Below are 18,662 nucleotides of genomic sequence, written 5' to 3'. Positions count from 1 at the left end.
GGGGAGTGAAGTCATGCGTGTCACCCGCACTGGAAAAGCGATTAACACTGGAACAGACACTGATCGTCGCTATCGCGACATCGGTTCCCGCCGTCACGCCAAAATCACCGAGCAGCGGGCAGAAAACGTCTCAAGACGAAACACCTACGGCAAAGCAGGCAAAGAGCTGCAAACCGCTGAAGATGTTACCAGCCCACACACGCCCCCCGATAACGACGCACAGTTCTACGATCTGCCAAAGCGCATCAACGTTTTCCGCTGCAACTCCGCTTTTCTCGCCCACCTCATTGGCATCAAAGAAAACGCCGCCCACCTGCGCGAACGCCGCCGCGTAGAACCCCAGGAAGGCGCCATCAGCTACACCACCACCGAAAAAGCCCCCCGCCTCATCGGCGAAGGCCGCATCATCGAATACAACGCGTAAGCTGATACCACTTCACAAACACCAACAGCACCACATGGCCTTCCATGCAGTGGTGAAGCTGGAGTTCCCGAGTTAATCGGGATGAGCAAGGCGGCAGGCAATACCTGCGCTATTTGTTAGTAATGAGTCTTCGGCATTGGCTACACGCCTTGCCCGGGCTTTCTTTTGATGAACAACGTCGCCTCTTTTGCCTATAAGGCACGATAGCCGGTTTCCCGGAAAGACAGTGGCTTATCCAGTCAGGTTTCCCTGCCCAAACAGTTCCTCCGTCTCTGACAGACACATTTGCAAAAGCAAGTCTCCTTGCCGGTGCTCGTGTATCCATCACCGCGTGATACCCTATAGTCCTGGGCCCTTCCCCTCAAACCATGCGGCCACGTTTGAAGTTCGGTTCACCGGACCACCGAAAGCTGCGTTACCTCTTCCGATAGCCCCGCCCAGCCTACGACACACTGACGGTCGCTCCGCCAGCAGCCCGTTACGTAGGCATGCGTTTAGTATGGGCAGACTTTCAAGCAAGGGGGATAAGTTTTTTGAGATCCGCCATTCGCGCCGGTGTCATCCCGGCCCCCGAGCCGGGATCCATACCCCCTAACCCTGCCATTTAACTAAGGTATTCGACCAATCTCCGGCACCGGGAGTATGGGTCCCGGGTTTACGCTACGCTTCGCCCGGGATGACGCCAAAAGGTACCGTTATCGCCTACCCCAATTAAACACCTGCGCTTAATAGCCCAGCGCGCAGCCGTCTTTGCGGGGATCGGAGCCACCAATCAGACCGCCGCCATTGGCGCGGTCGAACATGATGGCCTGACCGCCGCCGATTGGAGAGGCTACGATAGTTACCTCATGACCCAGCGCTTTCAGGGCTTCGACAGTTTCCGCCGGAACACTGGTTTCCGCCTGCAATGACAGGGACTTCTCGTCGATAAACATACGCGGACAATCAATCGCTTCCTGCATGTTCATGCCGTAGTCCAGATGGTTGGAAAGCACGTGGGCATGGCCGCATGGCTGATAGCCGCCCCCCATCACGCCAAAGCTCATGTAAGGCAGTCCATCTTTCAGCGCCATGGCCGGAATGATGGTGTGCATTGGCCGCTTGCCACCAGCAATCTGGTTGGGATGATCCGCTTCCAACGTGAAGCATGCCCCGCGGTTCTGAAGCAGAACACCAGACTTTGGCGCAGCAATGCCAGAACCAAACCCGTGATAGATGGAGTTGATGAAGGAAACGGCCAGACCATTCTCATCAACCACACTCAGATAAACCGTATCGGACTTTGGTGAGAGCACGTCTTCAGGCTGACGCGGCAAGACAGCATCCGTGCGGATGAGTTTTGCCAAACTATCAATGTAATCAGGATCAAGGAAGGCCTGCGGATCATGCTCCATGAACTCCGGATCAGCCAGAAAACGATCCCGGCCTGAGTAAGCAAGCTTGGCGATCTCCATCTGAAGATGGAAGCGCTCTGGCCCCATAGGATCCAGGTCAGCCCAGTCAAACCGCTTCATCAGCTCCAGCATAACAAGCGCGATGATGCCCTGCCCGTTCGGCGGCAATTCAGCCACCGTTACTCCACGGTAGTCCGTTGTCACCAGCATCAGGTCTACAGCTTCATGTGCAGCAAGGTCTTCAGCGGTCAGATATCCGCCCTTGGATTGCACAACTGCTGCAATCTCTTCAGCAATCGGCCCATGATAGAACGCATCTGCACCACCTTTGGCGATTGCTTCCAGCGTTTCTGCCAGTTGCGGGTTCCGCATCACCTCACCAGCAACAGGGGCACGTCCATCCTTCAGGAACAGCTCCGTTGCACCTTCATCGCGTTTGAGAAAATCAACTGCCTCTTTCCAATCAAAGGCCGCACGTGGGCTGACGGCATATCCGTCACGCGCATAACCAATGGCGCGCTGAAGCACTTGCTCAAAGGAAAACTTGCCGTGATCCTTGAGCATCTTCTCCCAGCCACGCAGAGCGCCAGGAACGGTGATGGCATGGACAGAATGCGGCTCAATATCCAGCAGACCATCCGCTATCAGCTTGTCAGCACTTACGTTTTTAGGAGCACGGCCAGAAGAGTTCATGCCCGACAGCGTTCCATCCGGCTGCGCGACAATGGCAAAGCAATCACCGCCAATACCTGTCATATGCGGCTCAGCCACAGCATACACTGCCATCGCAGCAACCGCAGCATCAGCAGCAGTGCCGCCCTCCCTTAAAATTTCGAGCGCTGCATTGGTAGCCAATGGATGGGATGTCGCTGCCATTGCATGCGGAGCATAAACAGCAGAGCGACCTGGAGCATGAAAATCTCTAAACACGAAAAATCCCTCTTTGTATTTTGGCAGAGTATTTCCGCTCCTCCAACGAAGAATACCCCGCATCATCATCCTCTGCTAAAACAGGGTGATTCAGCAAAAACTATCAGGAAATACTTATGACGCAATTCAATCTTGAGCATGCCCGCACAATCATCTCCGCAGCGCAGACAAAAGGAAGTGAGCTTGGCCTCAAACCTCTCACCGTCGCTGTACTGGATGCTGGCGGCCATCTGGTTGCTCTCGAACGTCAGGATGGTTCATCCATTTTGCGTCCACAAATCGCAATGGGCAAAGCCTACGGCGCAGTTGCTGTTGGTGCAGGGTCTCGTTGGCTCAACGAAAACGCCCAGAGCCGCCCTCACTTTGTGCAGGCCCTCAACGGCGTAGCAGGCGGCGGCATTGTGCCTGTCCCAGGCGGCGTGCTGGTGCGCAATGCTGAAGGCGACATCCTCGGCGCAGTTGGCATCACCGGCGACACTTCCGAAAACGACGAAGCATCAGCCATTGCAGGCATCGAAGCAGCAGGCTTCACCGCCGACGCAGGCTGACACAACATTACCGCAGTTGCTGGATTATATTGCCCCGGCAACTGCCCACGCTCTTAGGTTCACTTCTTTTCAGGTTGGTTCCCATGCCCATTCGCTTTGTTATTTTTGATATGGACAATGTCCTTTACGATTACGATCACCCTTACCGTCTCGGAGTCCTCTCACAAATGACCGGCAAACCGGCTGACGAAATTGACGCCATCGTCTTCAAAGGACCGGAAGAGAATGCAGCCGAGGCAGGTACACCTAACACCCCAGAGGAATATCTCTCGCAGTATCAAAAGCTTCTGGGCCATCCTATTTCACGTGAAACGTGGGTCAAAATTCGCCGCGATATGATGACCGAGTGGCCGGATATGCTCTCTCACGTTGAGGCTATCAAGCAGAACCACGAAGTCGCCCTGCTGACCAACAACGGCATGATGCTCAAAGATGCGCTCTACGAAGTCGCTCCAGCACTGGAGCCAATCTTCGGCGACCGCGGCCACGCCTCCGCAGAGTTTGGCACCCGCAAGCCTGACCCGAACATCTACCTGACAGTCTGCGAGAAATATGGCTTCCAACCGGAAGAAAGCCTCTTCGTGGATGACCGCCTTGACAATGTGGAAGGCGCCCGCGAAGCCGGTCTCACAGCGTATCAGTTCACCACAGAACCAGCTTTTGCCAGCTACATCCGCACTCTGGGTCTGATCAACTAGCCTTGTTCTGCAAATTCGAAATATCCCACTAACCGGGTATTCAGCAGCCGAGCAATCAGTTCGCCTCAAAGACGATTTCTCTCCTTAAGCTTACAACTGTTGCGACACACGCAAACCAAGTTGGAGAGAAATCTGTACCTGCGTTTGATCATAAGCTCAGCGGTTCTGGCCATATTCGTAGCACTGGCGATCATACCATCCATCGCCTTCGCAGGCTCAACCCTGGCTTGGCCACGTGGCTGGATGATCGTGGCGCTGGTCTACTTCGCTCAGGTCGGCGTCGGCCTCTGGCTCGCCCGCATCAATCCGTGGCTGTTCAAAGAGCGCACCACACTGCCCACCAAAAAGCTCAGGGCAGACAAACGCGCCACCGGCATTCTCTTCGGAGCCGTCTTCATCTACTTCTTCCTCGCAGCTTTAGACGCCCACGTCTGGCAGATCCTGCCGCAAACAGGAGACGTAAAACCAATCCTCAGAGGCCTGTTCCTCTTCCTCTGCGGTGTCGCGCTCATCGTCTGGACCTTCAGCAAAAGCCCGTTCGCACAGCCCACACCACATATCGAGATCAACAAGCAGCAATGCTTTGACAGTTGCGGCCCTTATGCGCTGGTTCGCCACCCCATGTATCTCGGCATCATGTTCTGCATCGCAGGGCTCTCCATGATACTGGGCTCAAAGCTCTTCGCCCTACTGGCCATCCCACTGGTCATCCTCGGCTTCCTGCCACTGATGAGACATGAAGAAAAAGCCCTCGCCAAAAATGTCGACGGCTACACCACCTACTCAGAAAATGTCCGCTGCCGCCTGTTCCCTTGGATCTACTAAAAAAGCCAAAGGGGATCCTCCGGCTTCTGTAATCTTGCAATGATGTCAGCAGATCAGGCGTCTTTTTTGGCCTCTGCAAGAGCTGCAATCTGCTTCTGCATTTCCGCCAGCTGCTCTTTCAGATCAGAGATATCGCCGCTGCTTGGCTGAGGTTCAGCCGGTTTCGGCGCTGGCTCTGGTTCAGGAGCCTTCTGCTGTGCTGCATCATCTGCGCCCGCCGTCCCGTCAAACGGCAGAAACATCTTCATCGCACGATCAAACATATCCGCATTGCGCTTCACCTGATCTTCCAGCACTTCAAACGCAGACGTACCAAAGTTCTGGCTCATCTGCGAACGCAGCTTCTCCTGCTCACGGGTGAGCGAAGACATGGAAAATTCCAGATAACTCGGCACCAGGTTCTGCATGCTGTCGCCATAAAAGCGGATCAGCTGCCGCAAGAAAGTGATCGGCAGCAGGTTCTGGCCCTTGCTTTCCTGCTCAAAGATAATCTGCGTCAGCACGGAACGAGTGATATCATCCCCCGACTTGGCGTCGATGACGACGAAGTCCTCTTCATCCTTCACCATCACCGCCAGATCCTCAAGAGTCACGTAAGTGCTGGTTCCAGTATTATAGAGCCGCCTGTTGGCGTACTTCTTGATGATAGTGGCTTCGCTTGTCTTAGCCATCAGATTTGAGTACCTCAATGCGCTATTACGGCTGATCAGGAACACTATCCCAATTTGCTCCAACCAGCTCCCCCCTTATCCCATATTTTTTTACATACGGGATTAACTAGTAAGCCGCAGAGTAAGCCATATCCCACCTTTCACGCCAGCAGTTTCATAGGTGAACTATGGTCTTAATTGGATTTATCGAATTCATCTGGCTTTACCCCCTACAAATTGAATAGTCTGCCCATTAGGTATTCTACGAGTTCGAAGGACGTCTTATGCTGCAATGCACCAGCATGGCTGCCCGCCCTGGTGATTTGCGTGAGAACAAGAAGTCCCGCATTGCACAAATATTGGAGAATTGCTCATGACCTCGCCTAATGATGTTGTAATTGTAAGCGCAACACGTACCCCAATCGGGTCCTTCAACGGTTCCTTCGCCAACACCCCAGCTCAGGATCTTGGCACCGCAGTTATCAAGTCAGCTCTTGATCAGGCAAAAGTGGAAGCAAACGACGTCAACGAAGTCATCTTCGGTCACGTACTCACGTCTGGTCTTGGTCAGAACCCGGCACGTCAGGCAGCACTCAACGCTGGCATGGCAGATGATTCGACTGCAATCGTCATCAACCAGGTTTGTGGCTCAGGCCTGCGCGCAGTCGCCATGGGCATGCAGCAGATCCAGTCCGGCGATGCAGACATCATCGTTGCAGGCGGTCAGGAAAACATGACCCTGTCCCCACACTGCCAGAGCCTGCGGGCGGGTGTAAAAATGGGCGACTATTCCATGACCGACACCATGCTCAAAGACGGCCTAATCGACGCGTTCCAGGGCTATCACATGGGTATCACTGCAGAAAACATCGCAGAAAAGTACCAGATCACCCGTGAAGCACAGGACGAATTCGCTGTTTCCTCTCAGAACAAAGCAGAAGCTGCACTGAAGGCTGGCAAGTTCAAAGACGAAATCACTCCAATCACCGTGAAAGAGCGCAGAGCTGAGCGTGTGGTAGAAGATGATGAATACATCCGCGTAGGCGCCAACATTGAATCCATGCAGAAACTGCGTCCGGCATTCAAAAAGGAAGGCACTGTAACCGCAGCAAACGCATCCGGCATCAACGATGGTGCAGCAGCTCTGGTTCTGATGAGCGCAGAAGCAGCTGAAAAGCGTGGCCTCACCCCGCTGGCAACCATCAAGTCCTGGGCAACCGCCGGTGTTGATCCTGCATACATGGGTCTCGGCCCGATCCCTGCTTCCAAGAAGGCACTCGAAAAAGCTGGCTGGTCCATTGAAGATCTGGATCTGGTGGAAGCAAACGAAGCATTCGCTGCACAGGCACTGGCAGTTGGTCAGGAGCTGGGAATCGACTCAGACAAGCTCAACGTCAACGGTGGCGCAATCGCTCTGGGTCATCCTATCGGAGCATCCGGCGCACGTGTACTTGTTACTCTGCTGCACGAAATGAAGCGTGAAGAGAAGAAAAAGGGCCTTGCAACTCTTTGCATTGGTGGAGGCATGGGTATCGCACTGTGTGTTGAGAGAAAATAACCTCAACATAGGTAGTATTGTCACCCAATTGGAATAATTGAGCTTTATGGTCCCTGCGTAAAGTTCAAGTCAATTCCCTAACTAATGACGGAGTTGTCTTTGCTCCGTCATTATTATTACCTGTAGAGGTGGGTTCCAATATTTTATTCCTAAGGCGGGGAGTATATCGATGAGCAGGGTAGCGATTGTAACCGGAGGAACGCGTGGCATCGGCGCAGCAATTTCCAAAGGGTTGAAGGATGCAGGTTACACAGTTGCAGCAACTTATGCAGGCAACACGGAAGCAGCTGAAAAATTCAGCGCAGAAACCGGCATCAGTGTTTTCAAATGGGATGTAGCGGACCCTAAAGCCTGCGAAGCAGGTATTGCTCAGGTGACAGAAGAACTCGGCCCGGTCGAGGTTCTTGTAAACAACGCGGGCATCACCCGCGATGGCTGGTTCCACAAAATGGATTACGACCAGTGGTCCGCAGTGATGAAAACCAATCTGGACTCCATGTTCACCATGAGCCGTCCGGTTCTGGATGGTATGCGCGAGCGTGGCGCAGGCCGCATCATCAACATTTCTTCCATCAACGGACAGAAAGGCCAGATCGGCCAGACCAACTATTCCGCAGCAAAAGCAGGCGTGATCGGCTTCACCAAAGCACTGGCGCAGGAAACCGCGCGCAAGGGCATCACAGTAAACTGCATCTGCCCGGGTTACATTGACACTGACATGGTGGCAGCTGTGCCTGAGAAGGTTCTGGAAAGCATTATTGGTCAGATCCCGGTTGGACGCCTCGGCAAGGCAGAAGAGATCGCAGGCATGGTCTGCTACCTCGCCTCCTCCGCCGCAGCCTTCGTCACAGGCTCCGTCATGACCATCAACGGCGCCCAATACGTCGCCAACGGCTAAAACGGCGTCTGGAGAGCCTTCCCGCTCTCAAAATATGAAAATTACAAAACCGCCTCTCCATGGGGCGGTTTTTTGTTTGAAACATCCTGACCAGCTCCAACATAATTGCTGCAATCAGGTAAATTCGATAAGACCCCTCGTTTGCATACCAACGGGGTGGATTCGCGATGCCAGATCTTTCAACGCTGCTTCTGTTCACAGCAGCTTCTTTTGCTCTTACCGCAACGCCCGGCCCAGACATGCTTCTGATTGCTTCTCGCAGCGCAGCACAAGGCAGACGAGCCGGACTAGCCACCTTTGCGGGAATTGCCACTGGGACCTACATCCATGCGCTGGCAGCAGCATTGGGCCTTTCTCAGCTCTTCCTCGCGGTTCCCATCGCTTACGACACTGTCCGGTTCGTTGGCGCTGCTTATTTGCTGTTTCTTGCCTGGAAAGCATTCACCGCAAAGCCAGAGAGTGCCAGCACTCCTCTCGAAAGTAAGACGCACTCTTCCGTTCAAATGTTCCGTCAGGGTCTTCTAACCAATCTGCTTAATCCGAAGATGGTTATCTTTATTCTGGCGTTGTTCCCTCAATTTGTGAAACCAGAAACGGGAAACGTCGCAATACAGATTATGATCCTCGCAACAGTCCTGAACACTGTCGGCTTCTTTATCAATGGAACAGTCATCGTCACTGCAAATCATATGATGCGAACGCTGGGAGGTAATGGAAAGCTTAAGTTTCTGGCAAACTATGTTTTAGGGGCAGTCTTTGCAGGCCTCGCCGCAAGACTGGCCTTTGAAAGCCAGCGCTAACTCCAAAGCAAAAAGGCCGCCCTTTCACAGCGCGGCCTTTTTTGCATTTGATGAGACACCACAAAAAGAAAAAGCCGCCCCAAGGGACGGCCTGATCTTTAAATCGCGATGATCGCTTCAGTCTTAGACGTCGTCTTTGGCCTGAAGGATCTGACGACCCCGGTACATACCAGTTTTCAGGTCAACATGGTGTGGGCGACGCAGTTCGCCGGAATCCTTGTCTTCCACGTATGTTGGTTGTGCCAGAGCGTCAGCAGAACGGCGGAAGCCGCGCTTCATACGCGTAACCTTTTTCTTAGGAACAGCCATCGTAGCTCTCTCTCTCGTCACATACGCACGCGCCACTCAAGCGCGGCGTCAACGTGCGAAATACACAATCTGTCAGAATGGCGGGGGTTATACAGGCAAACCGAAGGATTTGCCAGTCATAAAACGAAAATAATTTCGCACTACCTCTCCGTCGCCGAAATACAGCTAAGTACATCGCCGGCCACCTGAGCTCGGCTACGGTTTATACCGGCCAGCCTGCGATGTCCAGAGCTAGGTTTTGCGGGATTTCTGGCAATCGGATTCGGAAGCGCTGTCGCCAGCAAAGAGGCCTGAGTCGCAGAAAGTTTTGCAGCACTTTTCCCAAAGAAAGTTCGCGAGGCAGCTTCCGCTCCAAAAATCCCCGGACCCCATTCAGCCACGTTCAAGTAGATCTCCAGCACCCGCCGCTTCGACAACACCGTGTCGAGCAGCATAGCCAGCGGAACCTCCAGCACCTTGCGCACATAATCCCGGTCGTTCCAGAGAAACAGGTTCTTCGCTACTTGCATGGTGATCGTGCTGGCACCGCGCGGGCGCTTGCCTTCAAACAGTTTGCCCACCTGCCCACGCACCGCAGACCAGTCCACGCCGCCGTGTTTGCAGAAGGTAGCGTCCTCGGACACAACCACAGATCTTTGTAAATTAACGGAAATTTCTTCCAAAGGAACCCATTCACGCCAAACGGGTTGTCCAGTCACAGTACGAAGCAGCATGAGACTGGAGTAAGGAGGAACCACCGTATACAGCAGCGTCAGCACCACTGGCAAAGCCACCAGCACCCCTAAAGTACGGAGCGCCCAACGCTTTATTCTGCGCTTGAGTGGCTCTGGTTTCTCCTTTGATCGCGCTTTCTTCAAGCACTCTTCTCCGATACATCTTGAGGAACCGAGACGTCTCTTTGAGTTTCAACCATAAAGCGTTCCAGAGCCTTGCAAAGTAATTTTGCATTTCCTTCAAAAGAAGATTTGCGCCTCCAGACCATTCCAATCGTCCGGCGCGCTTTGGGATCGGCAATCTTGATCAGCTTCAAAGAGGTCCCGCGGTCGATATCTGCATCTACTGCAATACGTGGCACCAAAGTGACGCCAATACCGTTATCCACCATTTGCACAAGTGTTGATAAAGATGTGGCTTGTACATCCTCATTCGCGGTCAACATGCGCCCTCCCGCTGCGGCAAGCACGTGGTTTCGCAAACAGTGACCATCTTCCAGCAGCAACAACACCTCATTCGCAAGATCTTCCATCAGCACTTCACTCAGGCCCGCCAGCGGATGCGCACCCGGCACAGCCAGATAGAAAGCATCGCTTCCGATCTCCGCAGATTCAAACCCCGTAGTGTCATAGGGCAGCGCCATCAGGGCCGCATCAATACGCCCTTCTCGCAAAGCAATCATCAGATTGCGGGAGATGTCCTCACGCAGGAACAGCTGCAACTCTGGATAGAGATCCCGCAGCTGAGGCAAAAAACGCGGCAACAGGAACGGAGCAACCGATGGGATCACCCCAAGCCGGAACCGACCACACAACGGCTTGTTCTGCGCCTGCACACCCTGAACGAGATCCTCCGCATCCCGCAAAAGCAGCGATGCCTTCTCCAGCACACTCTCGCCCGCCTCAGTCAGCACCAGCGTGCGCCCAGAGCGATCCAGCAGCTCACATCCAAGAATGCCTTCCAACTGCTTGATTGAGGCAGAAAGCGTTGATTGCGTGATGAAACAAGCCTCCGCCGCCTTTGAAAAAGACAGGTGTTTGGCCAGAGTTTTGAAGTACTGAAGCTGTTTTAATGTGGGTAACATCGTGCGACCAGATGACACAGATCAAAGCCTGTAGATTAGAATCTCTCTAAGTTTTGGCGGAATTCGGCCAATCCCGATAGAACTTAGCATGTCCATCGAAAAAATCGATCGACTTCTTCGTTATTATCGTTTTGACCGATCAAATCAAGAGTTGCATAAAGACCCCAACGAAGACGCAGTTTTCTAGGTCTTCATGAGAATCACTAATCGACGCGCTCTGGCGTCATTCCATATTTAGGAGAGTACCATGCTCGGTATCGGCGAAAAGCTTCCAGAATTTGAAGTAGTTGGCGTTAAGCCTGGTTTCAACAACCACGAAGAAAACGGCGAAAGCGCATTTGAAGCAATCACTGAAAAGAGCTTCGAAGGTAAGTGGAAAGTAATCTTCTTCTACCCAAAAGACTTCACTTTCGTTTGCCCAACTGAAATCGCTGAATTCGCTCGCCTCGCTGGTGAGTTCGAAGACCGTGGCGCAGTTGTTCTCGGCGGTTCCTCCGACAACGAATTCTGTAAGCTGGCATGGCGCCGTGATCACCCAGATCTCGACAAGCTGCCAATCTGGGCATTCGCTGACACCAACGGTTCCCTGATCGACGGCCTCGGCGTTCGCGCTCCAGAAGGCGTTGCTTACCGCTACACCTTCATCGTCGACAACGAGAACACCATCCAGCACGTTTACGCAACCAACCTGAACGTTGGCCGTAACCCGAAAGACACCCTGCGTGTTCTGGACGCTCTGCAGACCGACGAACTCTGCCCTTGCAACCGTGAAGTAGGCGGCGACGTAATCGCAGCTTAAGTCCGGAAGGATCAGAAGCCGGAGCACATAAAGCGAAAAATCGCAGGCTCCGGCTCCTCAAACGTATTCCCGAAAAACATAAAACAGACTTCGGAAAAGAATACGCGCCAAATAAGTCAAAACATCACTTTGCACGTGGCCCATTGCCAAAATCATTAGGAGAAGCATCATGTCCATCGATACCTTGAAATCCCGCCTTGGCGACTTCGCTAAGGATGTTCGTTTGAATCTTGGTTCTATGGCAACTGATGAATCTCTGACTGCTCAACAGAAGTACGGCCTGATCGTTGCTTGCGCCATCGCCACCCGCAACAACGACGTAAAGAAGGCCCTGATCACAGAAGCTGCTCCGCACCTGTCTCCAGAAGCGATGAGCGCTGCCAAAGCTGCTGTATCAATCATGAGCATGAACAACGTCTACTACCGCTTCGTACACCTCTCCTCGAATGATCAGTACGGCACAATGCCTGCCAAACTGCGCATGAACGTGATTGGTAAGCCTGGCGTAGACAAAGTCGATTTTGAATTGTGGTCGCTTGCTGTTTCCGCCATCAACGGCTGTGGCATGTGCATCGATAGCCACGAAGCTATCCTGCGCAAAGCCGGAGTAACTGCCGAGATGGTTCAAACAGCTGTTCGTTTCGCATCAATCATCCAATCTGCTGCAGTCGCCCTTGAAGCATCAGAACTGGAATTGGAAGCAGCTGAATAATCACAAGCGCCTCTCCTAAGCGTGTCGCCCGGTCTGATCCCCTCCCAGGATTGTTCGTGCCCCGAATAACGGGCGATACCAAACTCGCTCTAAGAGCTCAGCCGAAGCCCCCCAGCTTCGGCTTTTTCTTTGCCTAACCCTAGCAAACCTCATCGTGATGGGCCGGTGCACTGAACACACCCACCAGAATAATCAGCAGATCAACCAGCGCCCAGGCAGATACAATCATCCCAAACCCCAGAGCCCCGCTAACAACCGCCAGCATCCCGTTTGGCTCCAGTGTTTCAAGTTGGTTGAGACCAGTGGCAATCAAAGCAAGCGTAACCAAAGAAAGAATGAGCATCACCGCACCGCTGAGCGGTTTGCCCAGATAAAACCGGTGCAGCCCGAAGCCACCCAGAAAAAGGGAGAGGAACACTGTCATCCCCGCAGACTTATGCGGGTTCTTGAGATAGAAAAAGCCTCTGTTGGCAGGCGAGATTGTGCTTCGATCGCTCATGACCACCTCAGCTGTGCTTCAGTCACACCCAAAGGCTGGCACGCCTTATCGATCAACACATCACTCGATATTCAGGGCACCAATCTACCAGCTGAAATTTCTACCCAAGCAAAAGCATCAAGTACTACGAGCCTAAAAGCTCTCTCGCACAAGCAGCACGATCAGCACAATCAGATCGACGAACACCCATATGTTCGCGATCATCGCCATCCCAATGGCAATGCCAAAACCAATCCATTCTCCAGTAGTGAGGCTTGTAATCAAATCACGCCCCTCCAGCCCCAGCAGAAGCGGGATGAGGATCAGAACAGCCGTGATGTTCAGGCAGTTGATGACAACGGCACTGCCCAGCTTGCGCAGATAAAACCGATGCGCTGCGAACTGCCCAAGCAAAAGCCCGAACAGAATGGCATAGGCCGTGGACTTGCCCGGTTCGGAAAAGTTGAAAATGCCTTCTCGCCGCTTTTGCGAAGGCAATGGAATATCATCAAACACCAACGACCTGCTTTCACCCATACATTTGAAACATGCGGAAAGTAGCCAATGATTTCAGCAGGAGCAATGATCCAACCCAAGAAACCCCGGAACTTATCCCAGGGTCACCTCTTGAAAGCACAGCAGCTTAAGCAGATTTTCTACGATCATCCCTATGGGAGATCATCGCCTGCTCATTGTCTCCAATAAAGTCACGAATGATCGGCACAGCATCCCGCTCTTTGGAAAGGATGAGCTGGAACACCATCAACCGGCCATGCAGAAAGTTCATTTCGCAGCCTGACAGATAGAACTCCCACATTTTGCAGAAGCGCTCATCATACAGTTCTTTGATCTTGTCACGATTGCGTTCAAAGTTCAGGCGCCAGTCCCGCAGCGTGTAATAGTAATGCAGCCGCAGGATCTCGTTGTCACAAACCCAAAGGCCTGTTTTTTCAATATCTGCAAATGTTTCGGAAAGTGCAGGACAATACCCGCCGGGGAAGATGTACTTGGTCAGGAATGGACCCGTCACACCCGGAGGACCACTGCGGCCGATCGAGTGAATGACCGCATAGCCATCCTGCTTCAGACAATCTCTGACCTTGGTGAAGTAGGCACCCAGATTGCCGTGGCCTACATGCTCCATCATGCCAACGGAAACAACGCGGTCAAACTCGCCCTCAAACTCGTTGTAATCCAAACAGACAAACTCAACCTTGCCTTCAAGGCCAGCAGCTTTCACCCGTTCTTCAGCAATCTTGATCTGCTCGGTAGAAACATTAAGAGATGTCACCTGCGCGCCAGCTTGCGCCATACGAATGGCCAGAGAGCCCCAGCCGCCACCAATTTCCAGCACAGTCATGCCCGGTTTCAGATCCAGCTTGGCAACAATATGATCCAGCTTGGCCTGTTGGGCTTCCTCAAGCGTATCTTCCGGCGTCCGGTAATAAGCACAGCTATAATTGAGCCCGTCATCAAGGAACAGACGATAGAGGTCGGTTGAAAGGTCATAGTGATGGCGCACCTGAGCTTTGTTCTTTTTCAGGTTCAGGCCAAGACGTCGCCGTGTATGACCGTCTTTCATGAAAGTGAGAATGCGCTGGAGCGGATGTTCTGTAAGCAGACCGTCGTTCGCCATGAACACGGCAACCAGATCATTCAGAGTGAACCCCGGTTCCATGGTGATCAAGCCATCCATATAAGCTTCGGCGGCTTTCAGTTCGGGATCAATCAGAAGCGTATAGGGAAGCTTCTTACTGTGAAAACGCAGAGCGGCGGAGGGACCGCTATCTTCATCACCAAAAACGTATTTTCGGTCTTTGGCATCAAAAATTGTAAGTTGCCCTTTCTGGACAAAATTCGACAAAATCTTCGAAAGTGCACGCATTTCTATTCCCCTATCATCTCTTATAGCTGACTTATTAGGGCGCCTTGTTGCGAGGCTCTTATTATATGACCTTAGGTAACTTTCGATTTAACCTAATGAAAAAAACCGTCACAAAGCAACTCCGCAGGAAATCTCACCCCAATATTCAAAGGATGAAAAACTGCAGAGCCCTTACGTAAACGCGCCATTTTGCTTGACCTTTGGCAGTTTTCAGGACAAACGAACAAACTAATATCTGCCGCTTTGGTAAGCGCTTTCAATTCTGCTGTACTTTATTGCTCGTTTAGGATGGGGTTCTGTGTCTGTTGCTTTGAAATCGGTCATCACCGAAACCGCTCAGTCTCTTGAAGAAAAGCTCACCTCTCTTCTGGGAGAGAAAGTCCTTCCTCAGGAAGTAGCCCGCCCCGAACGCCTTTTGGAAGCGATGAACTATGCAGCCTTGTCCGGTGGCAAGCGCCTGCGCCCGGTTCTGATGGTCGAAGCAGCCCGCCTGTTTGGTCATGAGGACGAAGGCACGCTGGTTGCAGCCTCTGCGTTGGAATGCATTCACTGCTACTCCCTCGCCCATGACGATCTGCCGGCAATGGACGATGATGATCTGCGCCGTGGCCGCCCGACAACGCACAAAGCGTTTGATGAAGCCACCGCGATCCTTGCAGGCGACGCCCTGCTCACCATCGCATTTGATTTCATCGCAGACGAGCAGGTCCACCCGGACGCAGCAATCCGCCTGCGCCTCTCTCAGGAACTGGCACGTGCTTCTGGCATTGGCGGCATGGCAGGTGGTCAGATGCTTGACCTTGCCTCAGAACATCGCGACAGAACCGAAGCAGAGATCCGCCAGCTTCAGGCCATGAAAACCGGCGCTTTAATCCGCTACGCCTGCCGCGCTGGCGCAATTCTGGCAAATGCCTCTGATGATGACATCGCCCGCCTCACCCGCTTTGGTGAAATCATTGGTCTGGCCTTCCAGCTGGCAGATGACCTGCTGGACCTGACCGGCGATGCTGAAGTGGTAGGGAAAGCAACGGGTAAAGATGCAGAGGCTGGCAAGGCAACCCTCGTCAGTCTGCTCGGTGAAAGCCACACCCGTCAGGAACTTTCACGTCTGATCAGCGAAGCCGATGAACTGCTGGCTCCATACGGCGCAAAGGCCAACACCCTGAAGACGCTGGCCCGCTACATCGCAGATCGCGAGAGTTAAGCAGTCTCAGCCTGCACAAACTCAACTTCAGCTTCCGGCAGAACCGCAATGCTGCCCTCATACCCACCAAGATAGATCAGCGTGTTGTTGTGATGCTCTCTGATCTGCTTGCCTGTGGCATGGTCTTTGTCGTGCGTGGTGTGCGCATCATTCACCAGCCGCAGATTATAACCGAGAGAAGCCGCACGGCGGAACGTGGTATCCACGCAGAACTCTGAGGCAAACCCACAGATCGTCAGATCTGTAATGCCGCGCTCATCCAGCAAATCCTTCAGGTTGGTTTTGTAAAAGGAATCCGGCGCAGTTTTGCGCACCTTCAGATCACTCTCCGCCACCACCAGATCATCCGGCAGTTCCCACCCTTCTGCGCCATAAGCCAGCGGATGATTTTCCCGCTCATGCTGGATAACGATGACCGGAACGCCTGCTTTACGCGCTTTCGCACTCAGGCTATTGATGCGCGTGATCGTCTCAGTCCGTTCAAACGGCTGAGGTTCCGCATCAAACAGCAGTTTTTGAACATCGATAATAATCAGCGCAGTGCTCATCGTTTCCTCATTCTGCAAGGAGAGAAAACCTCTCCCACTTCCCCTAAAAAATGCCCATGAATTAATCATAAGCATTTGTATTCAATAAGTATTTTCTTTGACCTTTGTGACCATCAAACGGATAGTCGATACCGAAGCAGACGGACAGGAGGTCACTTTATGGATCATGAAATGATGATGGAAGGCTTCGCCCTCTGGCAGGTCGTCATTATGATTGTCTGGATACTCGTCGTCGCCGTTCCACTGGCAAGGATCCTGAACCGGCTTGGCTTTTCAAGGATCTGGACCATTCTGGCCTTCGTTCCTCTGGTCAACCTGATCTTCCTTTGGATCCTTGCTTACACTCATTGGCCGATCGAAGACCGAATGTAGCCAGCTACTTCACGCAGATAACCTGATGCTCTCCCACAATGTCCGGTAAATTTCCGGGCATCATGAACACAGCATTCGGCGTGCCTGCGGCTGCCCATATTTCATCGTAGCTCAGCAGATCTTCATCCACATACACCGTCAGCTGCTGCTTATGGCCCAGCGGAGGAATGCCGCCGATGGAGAAACCGGTAACGTTCCTGACGAACTTCGCATCTGGCCGCCCGATAGGCCCACCAACAAGTGCTGAGATCGCATCTTCGTTCACACGATTGGTCCCGCTTGCCAGCACCAGAATAGCTTCTTCACTATCAAGCTTCTGGAACACCAACGATTTGACGATCTGCTCCTGCGCACAGCCCAGCGCCTGTGCCGCTTCCGCAGCAGAACGGGAGGAGTCCGGCAGCTCAACCACCTTCAGGCCAAGACCACGCTCATCCAGAAAACTCTGAAACTGCTTCGCTCGCTTACTTTGCAACATCACACCCCTCCTCTGGCATCTGTTCTTTTAGATAGCCGACTGCGCCGAAATTCCAAACCGCTCTTTCAAAAACTTCAGTGCCAACGCCTGTGCTTCACCGTTGATGGAATGATCCAGCCCAGCCAACTCATGCGCTTCCACGTCAAACCCGGCATGAGCCAAAGCATCCTCCGCAGCACCCAAATAAGCCGCAGGTACCACGTCATCCTCACTGCCATGCAGCAGCATCACCGGAGGCCGAACCACCATCTGCTCCACCAGATGCGCCGGTCCACCCAGAACACCCGAAAAGCTCAGCAATCCAGCCGCTTCAGAAAACCGACGTGGCCCAACATGCAGCGCAACCATAGCCCCTTGAGAGAAACCACCCAAAACCATATCCCGCTCCAGCAAGCCATAATGCTCCAGCTCAGCATCCAGCACCCGGTTGATCAATGGCGCAGCAGCCTGCACCCCAATCCAGACCTCCCGTGCATCAAACTCAGAAGCAGCGAACCATTGCCGTCCTTCCACCCAATGCGCGCAGGGTTCCGGGCCATTCAGGCACACCACAGCGGTTTCCGGCAGAGCATCACGCAACACCTGCGCCGTCGGCTCCATATCACCCGCATCCCCGCCATAGCCGTGCAGCAACACCACCAGCTTACGAACCGGCGCATGGCTAGGCTCCAGACGAATGCACTCAAGATCATGAGGCATAGGTATCTCCTTAAACCGGCAGGGTCTCACGCCCTTCTTTCATCACACGGTAATAGGACCAGAACAATCGCGCTGCTGTCCCACGGTGAGGAGACCACGCCTCGGCAATTTCGGCAAGCACCTTTCCTTTGGGGCGCTCTTCCAGATCAAACGCATGCTGCACAGCGGCTTGCAACGCCACATCTCCAACCGGAAACACATCCGGATGCCCAGCGCAAAACAGCAGGAAGATATCGGCAGACCATGGCCCAATGCCTTTGATCTCACAAAGCCGCTTGTGCGCCACCTCACCCGGCCAGTCCACCGCTTCGCTCAGGCACAGCCCAGCCTTCAGCTCTTCAGCTATCGCCTTCAGCGTGCGCAACTTGGCATTGGAGAGGCCAACACCCAACAGCTCTTCATCACTCTTGGAAAGCAGCACGTCCGGCTCAAACGGCACTACCAGCGCTTCCAGCCGAGCCCAGATGCTGGCGGCAGCGGCGACAGAAAGCAGCTGCGCCACAACAATATTGCAAAGCCCCGCAAAGTCCGCAGACCGGCGGCGCAAAGGCACCTCACCCGCAATGTCCACCACGCGAACCAACCGCTCATCCAGCTGCACAAGGGACGCCAACTCCCGCTCAATATCCTCAAGCGTATCTATGGGTTTCAACGC

23 protein-coding genes are annotated in these 18,662 nt (G+C 53.3%); 11 read left to right on the top strand and 12 right to left on the bottom strand.

Annotated elements, in window-relative coordinates:
- The first annotated feature begins 13 nt into the window (after positions 1 to 13).
- A complete protein-coding gene (locus PJE062_RS16150) occupies positions 14 to 424 on the top strand; it encodes a hypothetical protein (protein WP_008550271.1) in 411 nt (136 codons plus the stop codon).
- 725 nt (positions 425 to 1,149) lie between these two features.
- On the opposite strand, the gene ggt is transcribed toward PJE062_RS16150, so the two are convergent.
- Positions 1,150 to 2,817, bottom strand: coding sequence for a gamma-glutamyltransferase (gene ggt / locus PJE062_RS16145; RefSeq protein ID WP_083793265.1), 1,668 nt, complete (start codon positions 2,815 to 2,817; stop codon positions 1,150 to 1,152).
- A 47-nt stretch (positions 2,818 to 2,864) separates the two neighbouring features.
- On the opposite strand from ggt, the gene PJE062_RS16140 reads away from it, so the two are divergent.
- The 3 genes from PJE062_RS16140 (at position 2,865) to PJE062_RS16130 (ending at position 4,819) form a co-directional block, all read left to right on the top strand.
- Positions 2,865 to 3,296 carry a heme-binding protein gene (locus tag PJE062_RS16140; RefSeq protein WP_008550174.1) on the top strand — a complete coding sequence of 144 codons (432 nt, stop codon included), beginning with the start codon at positions 2,865 to 2,867 and terminating at the stop codon, positions 3,294 to 3,296.
- Positions 3,297 to 3,379: 83 nt separating this feature from the next.
- Entirely contained in the window at positions 3,380 to 3,994 is a 615-nt protein-coding gene (locus PJE062_RS16135) for an HAD family phosphatase (protein ID WP_037037290.1), read from the top strand.
- A 120-nt stretch (positions 3,995 to 4,114) separates the two neighbouring features.
- On the top strand, positions 4,115 to 4,819 hold the full coding sequence (locus PJE062_RS16130; RefSeq protein ID WP_208982345.1) for an isoprenylcysteine carboxylmethyltransferase family protein: 705 nt from the start codon (positions 4,115 to 4,117) through the stop codon (positions 4,817 to 4,819).
- A 53-nt stretch (positions 4,820 to 4,872) separates the two neighbouring features.
- Here PJE062_RS16130 and phaR read toward each other — a convergent pair whose 3' ends face one another.
- On the bottom strand, positions 4,873 to 5,490 hold the full coding sequence (gene phaR / locus PJE062_RS16125; RefSeq protein ID WP_198136872.1) for a polyhydroxyalkanoate synthesis repressor PhaR: 618 nt from the start codon (positions 5,488 to 5,490) through the stop codon (positions 4,873 to 4,875).
- Between the two features lie 352 nt (positions 5,491 to 5,842).
- Between phaR and PJE062_RS16120 the strand changes: the two genes are divergently transcribed.
- From PJE062_RS16120 to PJE062_RS16110, 3 genes are all read left to right on the top strand, one after another.
- Entirely contained in the window at positions 5,843 to 7,027 is a 1,185-nt protein-coding gene (locus PJE062_RS16120; protein WP_008550599.1) for an acetyl-CoA C-acetyltransferase, read from the top strand.
- A 169-nt stretch (positions 7,028 to 7,196) separates the two neighbouring features.
- Positions 7,197 to 7,925 (top strand): acetoacetyl-CoA reductase, encoded by a 729-nt coding sequence (phbB, locus tag PJE062_RS16115; RefSeq protein ID WP_008550593.1) that lies wholly within the window; start codon positions 7,197 to 7,199, stop codon positions 7,923 to 7,925.
- 167 nt (positions 7,926 to 8,092) lie between these two features.
- Positions 8,093 to 8,725 (top strand): LysE family translocator, encoded by a 633-nt coding sequence (locus tag PJE062_RS16110; RefSeq protein ID WP_008550282.1) that lies wholly within the window; start codon positions 8,093 to 8,095, stop codon positions 8,723 to 8,725.
- A 123-nt stretch (positions 8,726 to 8,848) separates the two neighbouring features.
- Here PJE062_RS16110 and rpmF read toward each other — a convergent pair whose 3' ends face one another.
- From rpmF to PJE062_RS16095, 3 genes are all read right to left on the bottom strand, one after another.
- Positions 8,849 to 9,034, bottom strand: coding sequence for a 50S ribosomal protein L32 (gene rpmF / locus PJE062_RS16105; RefSeq protein WP_008550278.1), 186 nt, complete (start codon positions 9,032 to 9,034; stop codon positions 8,849 to 8,851).
- A 140-nt stretch (positions 9,035 to 9,174) separates the two neighbouring features.
- Positions 9,175 to 9,891, bottom strand: coding sequence for a monofunctional biosynthetic peptidoglycan transglycosylase (gene mtgA, locus PJE062_RS16100; protein WP_037037287.1), 717 nt, complete (start codon positions 9,889 to 9,891; stop codon positions 9,175 to 9,177).
- On the bottom strand, positions 9,888 to 10,832 hold the full coding sequence (locus PJE062_RS16095) for a hydrogen peroxide-inducible genes activator (RefSeq protein WP_037037283.1): 945 nt from the start codon (positions 10,830 to 10,832) through the stop codon (positions 9,888 to 9,890). The genes mtgA and PJE062_RS16095 overlap by 4 nt, the downstream gene beginning before the upstream one ends.
- Before the next feature lie 247 nt (positions 10,833 to 11,079).
- Here PJE062_RS16095 and PJE062_RS16090 point away from each other — a divergent pair, with 247 nt between their 5' ends.
- Both PJE062_RS16090 and PJE062_RS16085 read left to right on the top strand, forming a co-directional pair.
- Complete coding sequence (locus tag PJE062_RS16090) at positions 11,080 to 11,631, top strand: peroxiredoxin (RefSeq protein WP_008550709.1); 552 nt, start codon at positions 11,080 to 11,082, stop codon at positions 11,629 to 11,631.
- Positions 11,632 to 11,800: 169 nt separating this feature from the next.
- Positions 11,801 to 12,343, top strand: coding sequence for a carboxymuconolactone decarboxylase family protein (locus PJE062_RS16085; RefSeq protein ID WP_008550462.1), 543 nt, complete (start codon positions 11,801 to 11,803; stop codon positions 12,341 to 12,343).
- 139 nt (positions 12,344 to 12,482) lie between these two features.
- On the opposite strand, the gene PJE062_RS16080 is transcribed toward PJE062_RS16085, so the two are convergent.
- The 3 genes from PJE062_RS16080 to PJE062_RS16070 all read right to left on the bottom strand — a co-directional run bounded on the left by PJE062_RS16080 (position 12,483) and on the right by PJE062_RS16070 (position 14,706).
- Positions 12,483 to 12,842, bottom strand: coding sequence for a TM2 domain-containing protein (locus tag PJE062_RS16080; RefSeq protein WP_008550429.1), 360 nt, complete (start codon positions 12,840 to 12,842; stop codon positions 12,483 to 12,485).
- 132 nt (positions 12,843 to 12,974) lie between these two features.
- A complete protein-coding gene (locus PJE062_RS16075; protein ID WP_008550659.1) occupies positions 12,975 to 13,337 on the bottom strand; it encodes an NINE protein in 363 nt (120 codons plus the stop codon).
- Positions 13,338 to 13,464: 127 nt separating this feature from the next.
- Complete coding sequence (locus PJE062_RS16070) at positions 13,465 to 14,706, bottom strand: cyclopropane-fatty-acyl-phospholipid synthase family protein (protein WP_008550129.1); 1,242 nt, start codon at positions 14,704 to 14,706, stop codon at positions 13,465 to 13,467.
- 298 nt (positions 14,707 to 15,004) lie between these two features.
- Between PJE062_RS16070 and PJE062_RS16065 the strand changes: the two genes are divergently transcribed.
- The gene (locus PJE062_RS16065; RefSeq protein WP_008550402.1) at positions 15,005 to 15,910 is read left to right on the top strand and encodes a polyprenyl synthetase family protein; all 906 of its coding nucleotides are present in this window, start codon (positions 15,005 to 15,007) and stop codon (positions 15,908 to 15,910) included.
- On the opposite strand, the gene PJE062_RS16060 is transcribed toward PJE062_RS16065, so the two are convergent.
- Positions 15,907 to 16,458 (bottom strand): cysteine hydrolase family protein, encoded by a 552-nt coding sequence (locus PJE062_RS16060; protein WP_008550502.1) that lies wholly within the window; start codon positions 16,456 to 16,458, stop codon positions 15,907 to 15,909. The two genes, PJE062_RS16065 and PJE062_RS16060, sit on opposite strands and share 4 nt — an antisense overlap.
- Positions 16,459 to 16,617: 159 nt before the next feature.
- Between PJE062_RS16060 and PJE062_RS16055 the strand changes: the two genes are divergently transcribed.
- The gene (locus PJE062_RS16055) at positions 16,618 to 16,830 is read left to right on the top strand and encodes a hypothetical protein (RefSeq protein WP_008550503.1); all 213 of its coding nucleotides are present in this window, start codon (positions 16,618 to 16,620) and stop codon (positions 16,828 to 16,830) included.
- A 4-nt stretch (positions 16,831 to 16,834) separates the two neighbouring features.
- Here the strand turns inward: PJE062_RS16055 and PJE062_RS16050 are convergent, their stop codons facing one another.
- Genes PJE062_RS16050 through PJE062_RS16040 form a run of 3 tightly spaced genes read right to left on the bottom strand, consistent with a single transcriptional unit; the run spans position 16,835 to position 18,659 of the window.
- Complete coding sequence (locus PJE062_RS16050; protein WP_008550559.1) at positions 16,835 to 17,308, bottom strand: YbaK/EbsC family protein; 474 nt, start codon at positions 17,306 to 17,308, stop codon at positions 16,835 to 16,837.
- A 27-nt stretch (positions 17,309 to 17,335) separates the two neighbouring features.
- Entirely contained in the window at positions 17,336 to 18,007 is a 672-nt protein-coding gene (locus PJE062_RS16045; protein WP_008550286.1) for an alpha/beta hydrolase, read from the bottom strand.
- A 10-nt stretch (positions 18,008 to 18,017) separates the two neighbouring features.
- Positions 18,018 to 18,659, bottom strand: coding sequence for a DNA-3-methyladenine glycosylase (locus PJE062_RS16040; protein WP_008550690.1), 642 nt, complete (start codon positions 18,657 to 18,659; stop codon positions 18,018 to 18,020).
- Positions 18,660 to 18,662 lie beyond the last annotated feature (3 nt).

Origin of the sequence: Pseudovibrio sp. JE062 (assembly GCF_000156235.1) — a bacterium.
GTDB lineage: Bacteria > Pseudomonadota > Alphaproteobacteria > Rhizobiales > Stappiaceae > Pseudovibrio.
Note: the sequence above shows the minus strand (reverse complement) of the source record. Positions and strands in the feature narration are given on the sequence as shown.

Bases quoted from the DNA above. Each gene is read 5' to 3' on its own strand.
- PJE062_RS16120 (WP_008550599.1), top strand. From the start codon at position 5,843: ATGACCTCGCCTAATGATGTTGTAATTGTAAGCGCAACACGTACCCCA.
- PJE062_RS16070 (WP_008550129.1), bottom strand. From the start codon at position 14,706: ATGCGTGCACTTTCGAAGATTTTGTCGAATTTTGTCCAGAAAGGGCAA.
- PJE062_RS16110 (WP_008550282.1), top strand. From the start codon at position 8,093: ATGCCAGATCTTTCAACGCTGCTTCTGTTCACAGCAGCTTCTTTTGCT.
- PJE062_RS16140 (WP_008550174.1), top strand. From the start codon at position 2,865: ATGACGCAATTCAATCTTGAGCATGCCCGCACAATCATCTCCGCAGCG.
- PJE062_RS16045 (WP_008550286.1), bottom strand. From the start codon at position 18,007: ATGCCTCATGATCTTGAGTGCATTCGTCTGGAGCCTAGCCATGCGCCG.
- PJE062_RS16085 (WP_008550462.1), top strand. From the start codon at position 11,801: ATGTCCATCGATACCTTGAAATCCCGCCTTGGCGACTTCGCTAAGGAT.
- PJE062_RS16080 (WP_008550429.1), bottom strand. From the start codon at position 12,842: ATGAGCGATCGAAGCACAATCTCGCCTGCCAACAGAGGCTTTTTCTAT.
- PJE062_RS16060 (WP_008550502.1), bottom strand. From the start codon at position 16,458: ATGAGCACTGCGCTGATTATTATCGATGTTCAAAAACTGCTGTTTGAT.
- PJE062_RS16150 (WP_008550271.1), top strand. From the start codon at position 14: ATGCGTGTCACCCGCACTGGAAAAGCGATTAACACTGGAACAGACACT.
- PJE062_RS16055 (WP_008550503.1), top strand. From the start codon at position 16,618: ATGGATCATGAAATGATGATGGAAGGCTTCGCCCTCTGGCAGGTCGTC.
- PJE062_RS16135 (WP_037037290.1), top strand. From the start codon at position 3,380: ATGCCCATTCGCTTTGTTATTTTTGATATGGACAATGTCCTTTACGAT.
- PJE062_RS16090 (WP_008550709.1), top strand. From the start codon at position 11,080: ATGCTCGGTATCGGCGAAAAGCTTCCAGAATTTGAAGTAGTTGGCGTT.
- phaR (WP_198136872.1), bottom strand. From the start codon at position 5,490: ATGGCTAAGACAAGCGAAGCCACTATCATCAAGAAGTACGCCAACAGG.
- PJE062_RS16095 (WP_037037283.1), bottom strand. From the start codon at position 10,832: ATGTTACCCACATTAAAACAGCTTCAGTACTTCAAAACTCTGGCCAAA.
- phbB (WP_008550593.1), top strand. From the start codon at position 7,197: ATGAGCAGGGTAGCGATTGTAACCGGAGGAACGCGTGGCATCGGCGCA.
- PJE062_RS16050 (WP_008550559.1), bottom strand. From the start codon at position 17,308: ATGTTGCAAAGTAAGCGAGCGAAGCAGTTTCAGAGTTTTCTGGATGAG.
- rpmF (WP_008550278.1), bottom strand. From the start codon at position 9,034: ATGGCTGTTCCTAAGAAAAAGGTTACGCGTATGAAGCGCGGCTTCCGC.
- ggt (WP_083793265.1), bottom strand. From the start codon at position 2,817: ATGATGATGCGGGGTATTCTTCGTTGGAGGAGCGGAAATACTCTGCCA.